This is a genomic window from Psychrobacter sp. 1176_08 (genome assembly GCF_052850615.1).
Genome location: NZ_VXCU01000005.1, coordinates 164,231 through 177,716, shown reverse-complemented (window position 1 = coordinate 177,716; position 13,486 = coordinate 164,231). Strand labels below are relative to the sequence as shown.

Here is a 13,486-nt window from a genome sequence, read left to right as displayed (position 1 = left end):
TTATTTCTTAACTCCTCTTGAATAATCTTATCAGTATCTACATATTACTCACTGAAGAAAGAACGTCTTGTCATGAGACTTCCCATTTATTATAGCTTCCGGTTATGGCGCTTTAATGAGAATAACTCTCTAATATCTTATTGCTTTGTAAGGTTTTAGAGTAGTTGTCCATTGGTTTTTCACTGTCTCATATATTTTTAGCAGTGATTTTTGCCTTCATTTTGGCGTCTTAATAAGGGTGTTGCATACCTTGATTAATATTTTTGATTGATAGAAAGTTTTGATTGCTGTATTTATCTATCAAGGTTATTTGCTCATCCTTATACCTGAACAATGACATATCTGCACTTATTTGCTTTGTTATAAATGAATTTACAAGTAAATTGCCAAAGATATGAACGTATTGATATTCGAGCGACAGCGGTATGGTAATAATAATTGCCTTCGTTGGCTCATTGATATGCGGCGTTGTTTTGATAACTTATTCATGACCTTACCTATGTTTGATCTATCGTTGTTTTACTATTAATGCTATCTATTGTCGATGAGGGAATCATTCGATTTATATCCTTCACGTGGTTGTGCGTCCGGATTTTAAGGGCGATTTTTTAATCGCCCAAATTTATACCAATAGAGAGCGAATACATAAAACATCCCGCTACGTTATTAAGACAGGTAGTAGCGGATCGATGATAAAACAGAGTGATAGTGTGCTTGTCTATCCGATAAGCACCCTGTCACTTGAAATGTGATATTAATTTGCGCCTGTTGTATCCGCGTGATCAATGTACATTTTAGGGTAAGTAGGATGGCTAAAATCAGGAGACATCCATGCAGCGTATTACTTACCGTGTAAAGGTATCTGCGCAAGGGGCAAAACGCCGTATTTCTTATTTACTGCGTCCGACCAAACGCCGGCTCAACACTAAAAGTAACATCGTTTCATCCGTTACCCCTATTACTTCGACTCGTTTTTCCAAAACCAAGAAGTTGGCACAAATCTCTAGTATCGCCTTTCTCTCGCTCCCCGCTCAGAGTTTGACGACGATGGGCGTGCAAATGCCAGCTTATGATCATGTTATGCTCAACAATACGTTGACGATCGCTGCTGTCCCAGGCGATAGTACGTATTTTGCTACTGATGGTTTCCAACATGGTTTCGGTTTTGATTTGGTACGCACCTATGCCGATGAGCTTGGTGTGGATATCAGTCTCAAAGCTTATGCTAATGAGGAAGCGGCACTAAAAGCCTTGAGATCAGGTAAAGCAGATATGGCGCTGACCACAGCCAGTACGCAACTAAAAAGCAAGCTGAACTTGGCCTCTGTCAATGTCAGCTGCGGATATGACGCCAGTTTGACCAAAAACGGTCTGCACCCCAAGGTAAGCTGGACCTTTGGCTCTTCAACTGACCCATTATCAAAGAAAGCCAGTTATTTCTTATGTGATAGCATCAAGCTAAAAAACACTCAAAAGTTGGCGGCATTCTATAATCAAAACTTATTGAAAGATGCCTATAGTCAAGATCACTTCAAAAAGACATTGACAGAAAAGTTACCTGATTATCAATCTTCTTTTGAAGAACAGGCGCGCAATTATAACCATGATTGGGAGCTGCTTGTCGCAATGGGCTATCAAGAATCACACCTTGATGCCAACGCTGTCTCACCGACTGGCGTGCGTGGACTTATGATGCTGACTAATAATACTGCTAAAGCCATGGGCGTTTCAGACCGCGTAGACCCTTATCAAAGTATCGGTGGCGGCGCGCGCTATTTAGAACAGGTAAAGAGTGAGTTTGCGGATGTACCAAAAACAGATCGTATCTGGTTTGCGCTTGCTGGTTACAATATGGGACCTAATGCGGTAAAAAGTATCCAGCGTAAATTGAGAGATCAAGGTATTGATGATAAAAGCTGGGCAAACGTTTATGCCTATTTAGCTGACAACAAAGCTTCTAATAGCCGTTACGGTCAGGCGATGCATTACGTCAGTAACATCAGAAGCTACCTTGAGACGATCAAAACCCAAACGGTTTAGCACAGACTTTTATCAATAATTTATAAATAAATAGTCCAATAAAAAAGCTGCTCTTTAAAGAGCAGCTTTTTTTATGCGCTAAGGCTTAAATCTCTAATCGATAAACTGGTATTAGATTTACCTAATCCTCAATGGCTAACGATTTGGTACTGTGAGACGTTGACCACGCTGTAACATAGTATTGGCAGCTATATTGTTCATCTCAGCCAACTCTTGTGTTGATACGCCATACTTACGTGCCAGTCCAATCAAGCTGTCGCCTGAACCTACAGTATAGCTGACGGTTGCCTTTGGTACTTTAAGTGTCTGTCCACGTTGCAGTTGGGCATTGGTTGCCATATTATTTGTCGCAGCCAAGTCTTCTACTGAGACGCCAAATTGACGGGCTAGAGCAATTAACCCATCACCTGATTTGACTTTGTAGCTTTCAGTGTTGCCCAGTTTTTTACCATTGCTAGTACTTGCTGTGCTAGTAGAATTACTGCTTTGCTTAGTACTGCTAGAAGCGCTAGAAGTTGTGACACTGCCACCGGCAGGAATCGTAATGGTACGACCCAATATGAGGTTGGAATTGGTTTTTAGATTGTTGGCAGCGGCCAATTCGCTGATGCCAATATTGTAGCGCTGCGCCACACCTGTCAACGTATCCCCTGACTTCACTTTATAGCTGACTTCTTTGTCGTTAAGCTGACGATCTACCAATTCTCTAGATACAGGTACTTTAATGGTCTGACCACGTTGCAAGCGTGCATTGGCATTAAAATTACTATTGACTGCTGCGATATCCGCTGGGCTAACACCCACGCTATTAGCAATTCCGATTAAGGTATCGCCTGACTTAACTTTGTAGTTGGTCGTCGCTACCGAACTTGAGCTACTTACGTTACTACTTGCAGCAGACGTGGTGCTGGTAGCGGCGTTGAAATCAACACTAGCAGGTACTTTTAGTGTTTGACCAACATACAATGAGTCTGTGGCGCCAATACCATTAAGTGTGGCAAGTGTACTCGTTGGAACATTGAACTGACGCGCTAGTGCAATCAGACCATCCCCTGCTTTCACTTTATAGTTTTTGGTAGCTGTACTCGATTTACTTGGTTTACTAGATGGTGCAGCTGGGGTCACAGCAGGCGCAGATACTTTGCCTGGTATTAGCCATAGTTTTTGACCTCTGAGTAAGTCGGCACGGCTGCTAAGATTGTTATAACTGGCAAGCTGAGTGACTGACAAGCCAAAACGATTCGCTGTTCCAATTAAAGTGTCTCCGCCTTGTACCACATAACTTTCTGGTTGCTTAGCCGCTGCACTGCTCTCTGTACTCAAAGGCTCAATGGTTTTGGCATTATATAAATACAAGGTACTACCAGATAGCAGCTTAGCGTTCGCATCTATTTGGTTCCACTCTGCGATATCGCGCCAGTTCACGCCAGCACGACTGGCGATATTAGACAAAGTATCGCCACGTTTTACGGTATACGTTGTACGTGCGCCTTGTGGCTTAGGCTTGCTCGCTGAAGAATTTGCAAAACTCAGTTTCTTTTCTTCACCACTGGCTTCTAGGATAGATTGCTGTGTTTGTACTGCTGATAAGTTAATGTTGCCGTCTGCATTGATGACATTGGTTTCAGACGTACTGGTACGAATTTGATTGGCAATGAAGTCACGCTCTTCTTTGCTCAGCGGTGGCTCTTGAACAATCGTGTTATTCTGGGTAATTTGAGCAGAAGTGGTAGGCAAACTATTACTACTCTTAAGCTCAGCATTGATCTTGCTGGTTTCTGCATTGGTTAGTGGTGGCTCAGTACGGCTTGGCGTACTACTATTATAAGTAGAGCCACTGGTTGGTGTCACAGAGGGTGAGATGTAGCTTGTTGTTTGTTGAGGCACGCTGGCACTCGCCGCATAATCAGCCAATGCACTGCCAGTAGATGGCAAAGACGAGTTGGTATACGGTTTGCTATTGTAACTTGGCGTAGTCGTGGTGGCAGTTGGACTGCTCGTGTTATTAGAAGCCAATACGTTACCTGTACCATTGCCTCTTAATGTGCTGAGCTTAGCATCTGCATTGAGACTGACATCATTAGGAATGATGACACGCTGAGGACCTGAAGAGTCAACACGCCCAGAAGTCAGAGCCGTATTCAGTCTTTCTAGTTCATCATAACTCACACCAGTTAATTGTGCTACCTCAGCCAAACTTACTCCATAGTTTACTGGTACACTACGGAAATGCTGGCGGTTAGCAATAGCAGGTAGGTAGACACCATACTGCTCAGGCTTGGCAACGATTTCGGCAACTGCCAAAAAGCGCGGCACATAGTTCATGGTTTCAGTAGGCAGTCTGAGTGACCAGTAATCGGTTGGCAAACCTCGTGCAGCATTCGCATCGATCGCTTTTTGAACACGACCAGGACCGGCATTATATGCAGCGAGCGCAAGCTCCCAACTACCAAATTGATTATGCAATGCTGTCAAAAAGTCATAAGCGGCACGCGTAGACTCGATAACGTCACGGCGACCATCGTAAGTACCGCTTTGATTCAAACCATAAATTCGACCTGTACTTGGTATGAACTGCCACAGACCTGCCGCCGCCGCACTACTCGTACCACTTGGATCGTAAGAGCTCTCAATAACTGGTAATAAAGCAAGCTCTGTTGGAATATTACGGCGCTCCGCTTCTCTTACCGTATGATAAATATAGCGACTGGCACGCGCTGTCAAACGGTTTAGATAATCTTGACGACTGGTAAACCAACTTTTTTGTCCTTCGATACGTTGGTTATAAATTGGCTGACCACCATTCATGCGATAACCAGCACGTAGACGATTCCACAAATCACCATATTGTTGAATCGCAAGTTTGTTACCTTCCACCATAGTCATGTCAGTGGCTTCTAGCAAATCTGCTAACTCATCCAAGCTTTCCGCATCCAAAAACGCAGTTGAATAGTCATCACTGCTATTTGCTTTAGGTGCCTGATTAGAAGGACGTTTAACAAGAACAGATGAGCCATTGGTCACACCTTTATCTTTTACCGCTGACGTATTACTACAAGCACTGATAAGTAAAGTGGATACCGCAAGCGTCAATGGCAGCGCGATAAATGAGCGAGATTTTGATAGCACAGTAGACATGATATTGGAAGTTTCCTAACGACAAGAAGTGATAAGATAAAGTTGTTTGGTAGTATAGTATGCAATGTAAAGCAAAGACTACTTTAATATTAAAAGATAGTAGACAAAAGCTAGACCCGCATTCATATCAATAATTAGTTAATTGTAACTTGCGATACTGCCCGCAGCAGTACTGCATTACCAGTTGCCACTGTCAAAGTCACTCTTGATGTCGTCACAAATGAAACCTTTTGGCCATCTTTTACCCAGCTTTCATTGGTCGTGACATTTGCTTTGGCCTGTGTGCCAGTAATAACGATATTATCAACAGAAATATCATAATTATAATTGGACGTGTCATTCCAGCTATTCTGCAATAATTTTAGATAGGCATCTTTATCTAAACTGGTAGACTTACCCTTTCTAGATAATGAAATCAGTGCATCATCAGAAACCAGACGAGCAACTTGGTTAATACTCTGGCTATTCGCTGACGACTTCATGGCTGCTATATAGTCTAGTACCAAAGCTTCCGTCATGGTTGCTGCTTGGGCAGTGACACTTACTGTACTTACCGCTGCAGCAACTGCAGCAACGCTTGTGCTTTTTATCAATAGCGCGAGCCACTTTTTACCCCATAATTGTTTCATGGTAATCCTTAGAAACCCTTTTTTCATTGCAGTTAACATCATTGTATTTAAATAATGACAATCAATATTTTTCAGACTTTATATTTTTGTCACTCACCTTTAATACCGAAGATTCATTTCAATAACATGTCAATCGATATCCATGACAGCATACTTGTATCATAGAGTGAGCGTATCATTCAATTCTCACAGCTATGTGACGCCCTGTGTAATTATTGCGAAGACTAAAATACACAGGGTGTGTTATAGAACAATCTTTACAGTTCCGATAACGCTGCATTCAAACCATCAAAAAAAGCCTGATCCATTGAACGTACTATACAATTTGCAGCTCTATTCTTTTGTAGCTTAGCAACTTTGTCTTAAAGCTTATTATTACCACTAATGTCTTCGTATTCTTCATCATCGCTAAGCTTCATACCTAAACGCTCTACCCGTCTGTCCATCATTTGACGAGCCAACGCTTGCATATCTTCAACGCGATCTATTTCATCTACAATTTCAAGACCCAATAAGGTTTCAAACACATCCTCTAGCGTGACCAAGCCTTTGACTTCACCGTACTCACCCACAGTAATGGCAATATGAATACGATTTTTTAGCATCAGCTCTAATAAATCAAACAGCTTCATTTTGGAGAATACAAAAGTAATTTCTCTTTTGAACTGTGTCAATGGCTTATGCATGGCATGGTTGACTTTCGCCAACAACATATCTGTTTTTAAGACAAAACCGGTAATGTTATCTAAATCACCTTCGTAAACTGGCAATCGTGAAAACGTAAGCTTGGGACGATCAACCAGTAACTCAGCCACGGTTTTATTTTCTTCAAACGCTAACATCACCGAACGTGGCGTCATAATGTCTTCAACCTTAATGGCACCAAACGCCAGTAAGTTACGAATAATACGCGACTCCAATGGATCAATTTGCCCTGACTCTTCACCAATACTGGCAAGTGCAGCAAACTCACGACGGCTAAACGCTTGAGGCTCTTTGCCACGCACAAGCAATTTTGTAAGTCGCTCTGAAATCCAAATCAAAGGATATAGCAGTAAAATAATACCTCGGACAAAGTAAGCGACAACGCCACTTATTTGACGCCAATACATGGTTCCTAATGTTTTTGGAATAATCTCAGATAAAAATAAAATCGCCAAGGTCATAAACGCAGAAAACAACCCAAACCACGCACTACCAAATACAATTGTGGCTTGCGCACCCGCTCCAATGGACCCCAATGTATGAGCCACTGTATTCAAAGTCAAAATAGCGGCCAAAGACTGATCGATATTGTCAACCTTCAGACGTCTTAGCATATTTGCTTTTTTTGGATTATGCTCTTGAATATCAGCAATGTACGACGGTGTCATACTCAATAATGCTGCTTCTGATAAAGAGCAAACAAACGAGATACCGATAGCGATAACCACAAAAAATATCAGTAAAAATATACTTGTAACCGTTGGATCTGCTATTGCATCTGTCGCTACCGCACCTGCTGCAAAAGAAGAATAAGGCACTAGCAACATCAAAGATACTATTAGCGCTGTTATACCAGAAACTGACTGATAACGACTAAGCCGCATGGTATGACGTATCGTCGGAGGAGGTTTGGCAGACGCTTTTTTATGAGCGCGTGAACGACGTAAACGAGGTATAAACATAAGAGTGTTAAACAAGTTAGGGGACCTAAACAGAAAAAAGGAAAAGGGATATAATAAGTAAGTTAAATCAGACAACAAAATCACTTGTCAAAATAGGTCAAGATGTCTGTAAAACTAATGACCAATAGCCGCTCAAAAACGATTTGTGACTTCATACTAGAACTTTATCACATCTCAGTAGATTGCATGCTAAATACAAGTAATTATTACCATTTGATAGTAGCATTGATGATAGCATTTCACAATAAGTCGCTATTTTTGAGCCTTGATTTTTTAACGTTTCTTATCACATAGACTTACCTATTAGTCATCAAATACTTAGAATTTGATATACTTTCAAAAATTTGGCAGCACTGTCTAGGTAGAATTACTGATTGGCAGGGCAAGCATGAATTATCAGTATACTGTTAACTCAATAAAAACGTACTTCGCCTATGATTAACAGTTACCAAGACTGAGATTTTTTGTTACTATGCGTTTAATTTTATTATTATCTATGACTTACTGAGAGAAATTATGTTTTTATTCATTCAAGCCGCTCATGCTGCTGAAACTGCCGGCGCAGCATCGTTATTCGGTCAGATCCTATTACCAGTCGCTTTCTTTGCCATTTTTTACTTCTTGGTGATTCGTCCACAATCTAAGCGTACCAAAGAGCATCGTGCGATGGTCAATGCATTAACGGTTGGCAGCGAAATCATCTTTGCTGGCGGCTTGATGGGTCGTATTAAAGCGATAGAAGGCGACTATGCTGTCGTAAGCTTAAACAACAACACTGATGTAAAAGTACAACGTGCTTCTGTTATTTCAGTATTGCCTGCTGGCACGATCGAAAGTGTTTAATCATCAATAGTATTTTATTGATGGTGATTTGATGGTCGTATTATCAGTATGTGCAATGATTCAAAATGACCGTATATGATTTACGGTCATTTTTTGCTATAAAACAGAGATTTAAATCAAATTTGTAGACTTAGAACGATCCGTCCGTACTCTGTTGAGTGACTGTTTTTATGGATCGTATCTGTTATATTTTTAATGACTATATAAAGATACGACTGTATCATTTGCCTTTCTGTTTTACGTTTTATTATTATCGCGGATGATTGCAATGGTGTTGAATAAATAATGCTTAACATAGCATTTGACCATTGTTATCGCTAACTTCCCATCTGCTAACTTGTGGCTCATGTCGCCAGTTGTTTATCAACTTAAAGAAGTGATTATGCAATATCCCGCTTGGAAATACTTACTTATTACCGTCGTGCTAATCATTGCCGGTCTATATGCTGCTCCTAACTTATACCCTGACGAACCTGCTGTGCAGATTACTAGTGCGGCAGCAGGTACACAGCTGTCTGAAGGTATTTTGACCCAGTCTCAAAGCTTACTTGAGGAGGCAGGTCTTGAAAACCATAATGGCACATTTGAGGACAACAGTGCACTGGTGCGTCTCAACAATCCAGTCGATCAGCTGAAAGCTCAAGAAGTACTACGTCAAAAATTGGGTGAAGACTACGTGGTCGCGCTGAATTTAGCGCAGACTACCCCGCAATGGCTACGTGATATTGGTGCAAGACCAATGAAGCTTGGCCTTGATTTACGCGGCGGTGTACGTTTTGTACTAGAAGTCGATATGGATAAAGCGCTCGAACAACGCTTGAATAGTGCCAGTCGTGATGTGCGTCGTGACCTACGTGCTGAAAAGGTTGCAATTAAAGGTATTAAGACTGAAAGTCAAAGCATAGTATTGCATTTTGCTGATACAGATGCGCGTAACCGTGCACAGAACGTTCTACAAAGCTCGATGGGTAGTACATTTAGTTTACAATCCTCTATTGATGCTCAAGGCTCTGCTTTAATCTTAGCATATAATGAAGCTACGCTTGATGAGATCAATAGCTATGCAGTCAATCAAAACTTAACGACCCTACGCAATCGTATTGCCGAGCTTGGCGTTACAGAAGCCTTGGTACAGTCACAAGGTGCCAGTCGTATTGTAGTAGAGCTACCAGGTGTACAAGATACAGCTGAAGCTAAGCGTGTTCTTGGCCGTACCGCAAACCTTGAGTTCCGTATGGTCGCCGAAAACAGTGAAAACTACACTGGTGGGATTCCTCCAGCGGGTACTGAAGCGTTCCCATTTGAAACCCTAGATGGCCCACCTGTACTGTTACAGCGCCAAGCAATTGTCACTGGTGATAAAGTCACCAACGCTCAAACAGGTGTTGATGAAAACGGTTCTCCTGAAGTTAGCATCACGTTAGATAGTGCGGGCGGCAAGCTGATGCAAAACGCCACGCGTACTGCAGTCGGTAAGCAGATGGCAGTATTGTTTATCGAAAATAAGCAAAGAATTACTTATGAAGAAGATCCAGCAACTGGAGAAACTGTCGAAGTAAGAACACCTTACGCCGAAACTAAAGTCATTAACCGCGCCAATATTCAAGCGGTGCTTGGCTCTTCTTTCCGAATTACTGGTTTGGATAGTACTGCTGAAGCAGCAGAACTTGCACTTTTATTACGTTCAGGGGCACTTGCTGCACCAATGTACTTTGTAGAAGAGCGCACTATTGGTCCATCATTAGGTCAAGAGAATATTGATAAAGGTCTATTTTCTACTCAGATCGGTTATCTATTAGTCTTTGCCTTTATGATTATTTTCTACCGTCTGTTTGGTGTAATTGCTAACGTGGCACTTGCTGTGAACGTCATTATCATCATTGCCATTATGTCGATCTTAGGCTCATCACTAACGTTACCTGGTATCGCTGGTATTGTTTTAACCATCGGTATGGCAGTTGATGCCAACGTACTGATTTTTGAGCGAATACGAGAAGAACTTGCAAATGGAGTACGACCAAAGTCCGCCATCGTAGCAGGTTTTGATCGAGCCTTTAGTAGTATTTTCGATGCCAACATCACTACCCTATTAATTGCTTTTATCCTATTTGCCATTGGTACGGGTCCGATTAAAGGCTTTGCGGTTACATTGGCTATTGGTATTGTCAGCTCGCTATTTACCGCTATTATGGTGACGCGTGCGCTGGTACAAATTGCTTATGGTAAGCGTAAATCTATCAAACGTTTGAGCATCGGTTAGGAGAATATTATGACGATTGATAAGAATAATCCTTTAGAACAACAAAACAATCCAGATCGAGACGGTTCAAATGGCTCGAATGTTGACGCAAGCACACGTCGCCGTAAAAAACCACGTCGCAACGGCAAAGGTAGCAATACCCAAACCAACAATTTTACTGCCGAGTCAACGACAAGCAAGTCTCGTCGCAGTGGTAAAGGTAGCGAAAAAGACAATAAGGCATTGGCAACTCAGGTAACTGATCCAAACTTACCATCAAGTGACGCTGCCGATGATGCAGCTGCAGCTGCTGAAGGTGGTATCAAAGCGGTAGGTGATCAGCGTATCATTCCATTTATGAAGATAGAAAAGCCAATGATACTTCTATCTTTGTTTCTTGTGATTGGTAGTATTATTGCGATTGCAGTCAATGGCTTGAACTTGGGTCTTGATTTTACTGGCGGCGTCTCAGCAGATGTACGTTATGAGCAGCCCGTCGAGCAGGTTGAAGTGGTACAATCATTGGCTGATAATGGTTTTGATGATGCAGTAGTACAGTATCTCGGCACTCGAGAAGAGCTATTGATTCGCCTTCCTCCCCAATCGGATAGCGTTGATGGATTGAATGCTAGCCTTAACGAAGCGCTGTCTCTACCTAATAATGACGTCGAAATCAGTAATGTTAATATTATTGGTAGCCAAGTTGGTAATGAAATTTACCTAAACTCAGTTATGTCACTCGTATTGGCACTGGTATGTATGTTGGGCTATGTTGCCTTACGTTTCCAGTTCAAACTTGCTCTTGGTGCGGTACTATCGCTGTTTCATGATGCTATCGTAACCATTGGTGTCTTTGCCCTATTTGGTTTTCCTTTCGACTTAACCGTTTTGGCAGCTGTCTTGGCATTGGTCGGTTATTCTATCAACGATACGATTGTCGTGTATGACCGTATCCGTGAGAACTTCCGTCGTGTCCGCGGTATCACACCGCGTCAGACTATTGACTTGTCATTGACAGAGACACTACGTCGTACCATTATGACAATCTCTACCGTGTTATTGGTGGTTTTAGCGATGTTGTTCCTAGGCGGGGATGGCTTGTTCTGGTTCTCAGTAGCATTGTTTATCGGGTTATTGGCGGGTACTTACTCATCAACCTATATTGCCAGCTCAATCCCATTACGTATGGGTCTGTCTCGCGATGATTTTATTGTCAAAGTAAAACCAGAGTTCGAAGAAGAAATTGTTACTTTTAATGATCCAAAAATGTTTGAGCAAGAAAAAATTTAACACTTTCAATATTTACTGCTGATTGCAAAAAAATGACTGTTAAATCGAAGCACCTGACTCATGAATAATGGGTCTAGGTGCTTTTATCTTTATGGCTATTTTTTTAATTATCAAACATGCTATGGCGATTTGGTGATTTGATTAACTGACAACCTTGATTAACTAACCGCACTCTCTTTATTACCTAAATATAAACGAGCCGCAAATGTCCATTACTACACCGCCCTCTAGTACGATGCCACCGATTGATACCAGATATGCGCGGATCATTGCTATTGCTTTGCCAGTATTATTGGCCAACTTAGCCATGCCACTACAAAGTGTGATCGATACGGCAATCGTCGGTAACATGAATGAAACTGCCAAACTTGCTGGGATGGGTCTCGCCATACAATTGCTATCCTTATTACTCGTCAGTTTTAACTTTTTGCAATACGCCTCCTCTGGATTATCGGCTCAAGCAATTGGACAACTGGCTGGTCATAGTAATGGCTCTGTCCAAGAGACAAATGGTTCATCAAACATAATTCCATCGCCTCTACTTTCTATCTTACAGCGTGCCTTACTATTAGCATTTGTCATTGGCGCTATTTTACTATTGGCAAAACCTTGGATCATTGACTTTGGTTTACAAGCATTATCAGCAAATCCTGAAAGTGGTCTCGCCGCAAAAACCTATTTGGATGTAAGATTTTGGGGTGTGATAGCTGAATTGATGAACTTTGCTTTTATCGGTTGGTTTGCAGGCCAAGGTAAAACACGTTATATGCTGTATCAACAAGGTTTTATTGCCATACTAAATATTATTTTAACCCTATTTTTTGTGTTTGGTCTGCAAATGGGCTTGGTTGGTGTGGCACTAGGGACTACTATTGCGTTTTGGTCAGGTGTTCTACTAGCACTATGGCTAAGCCGTCAACATCTAGGAATATCTTGGATAGAATTGTTTCAAGCTGATGCTAAGTATTTTACCAAGAAGAAGATACTTAGGCTATTTTCTCTGAATAAAGATATTTTTATTCGCACTCTCATCTTGACTCTTAGTTTTGCTTGGATCACCCGACTATCAGCCCAAAGTGGAGATGTCATACTGGCAGCCAATGCTATCTTACTTCAAGTGCTTAGCATCTCCGCTTTTGCCCTTGATGGCGTAGCGGTATCTGCTGAAACTTTGAGCGGACAAGCAGCAGGACGGCGAGACTGGCCACGTTTTCGCCTTATTGTTAAGCGAACGGGAATTGTTAGCTATGGACTTGCTATAATTCTAAGCACCATATGGTGGCTTTTGATGCCAACTTATTTACAATTTATGACCAATATTGACGCCGTTTTTGCCCTTGCTAATGACTATCGTCTGTACGCTGTCTTGCTACCGCTCGTGGGTGTGGGAGCATATTGGCTAGATGGTATATTTTTTGGTTTAACGGCTGGTAGTGTGATTCGCAATGCCGCCTTAATACTTGCTGCCATCTTCTTCCCATTGAGCTGGTTACTGTATCAACAATGGGATATGACAGGTATTTGGCTGAGCGTATGGTGTCTCCTACTACTAAGACTCTTTATTTTGGGTATCTTTTTATATCGTGCTCATCAGACAGGCAGCTATGAAAAGCTACAGCCCACTGTGTGATATTTGCTTA

The 13,486-nt window shown here is 41.7% G+C and carries 8 protein-coding genes; 5 read left to right on the top strand and 3 right to left on the bottom strand.

What is annotated here, in order from left to right:
• Positions 1-831: 831 nt before the first annotated feature.
• Positions 832-2,040, top strand: a complete 1,209-nt coding sequence (locus tag FW759_RS08260; RefSeq protein WP_446442689.1) for a transglycosylase SLT domain-containing protein — start codon at positions 832-834, stop codon at positions 2,038-2,040.
• Positions 2,041-2,175: 135 nt separating this feature from the next.
• Here the strand turns inward: FW759_RS08260 and FW759_RS08255 are convergent, their stop codons facing one another.
• From FW759_RS08255 to FW759_RS08245, 3 genes are all read right to left on the bottom strand, one after another.
• Complete coding sequence (locus FW759_RS08255) at positions 2,176-5,178, bottom strand: LysM peptidoglycan-binding domain-containing protein (RefSeq protein ID WP_446442688.1); 3,003 nt, start codon at positions 5,176-5,178, stop codon at positions 2,176-2,178.
• Positions 5,179-5,312: 134 nt separating this feature from the next.
• Positions 5,313-5,807 (bottom strand): hypothetical protein, encoded by a 495-nt coding sequence (locus FW759_RS08250; RefSeq protein WP_443531251.1) that lies wholly within the window; start codon positions 5,805-5,807, stop codon positions 5,313-5,315.
• A gap of 362 nt (positions 5,808-6,169) precedes the next feature.
• Complete coding sequence (locus FW759_RS08245; protein WP_446442761.1) at positions 6,170-7,474, bottom strand: hemolysin family protein; 1,305 nt, start codon at positions 7,472-7,474, stop codon at positions 6,170-6,172.
• 516 nt (positions 7,475-7,990) lie between these two features.
• Here FW759_RS08245 and yajC point away from each other — a divergent pair.
• The 4 genes from yajC to FW759_RS08225 all read left to right on the top strand — a co-directional run bounded on the left by yajC (position 7,991) and on the right by FW759_RS08225 (position 13,476).
• Positions 7,991-8,317, top strand: a complete 327-nt coding sequence (yajC, locus tag FW759_RS08240; protein WP_062844345.1) for a preprotein translocase subunit YajC — start codon at positions 7,991-7,993, stop codon at positions 8,315-8,317.
• Positions 8,318-8,699: 382 nt separating this feature from the next.
• Entirely contained in the window at positions 8,700-10,577 is a 1,878-nt protein-coding gene (secD, locus tag FW759_RS08235; RefSeq protein ID WP_446442687.1) for a protein translocase subunit SecD, read from the top strand.
• A 9-nt stretch (positions 10,578-10,586) separates the two neighbouring features.
• Positions 10,587-11,846: a protein translocase subunit SecF gene (secF, locus tag FW759_RS08230; protein ID WP_446442686.1), complete on the top strand. Its 1,260-nt coding sequence runs from the start codon at positions 10,587-10,589 to the stop codon at positions 11,844-11,846.
• A 205-nt stretch (positions 11,847-12,051) separates the two neighbouring features.
• Positions 12,052-13,476: an MATE family efflux transporter gene (locus tag FW759_RS08225; protein WP_446442685.1), complete on the top strand. Its 1,425-nt coding sequence runs from the start codon at positions 12,052-12,054 to the stop codon at positions 13,474-13,476.
• The last annotated feature ends 10 nt before the right edge of the window (positions 13,477-13,486 follow it).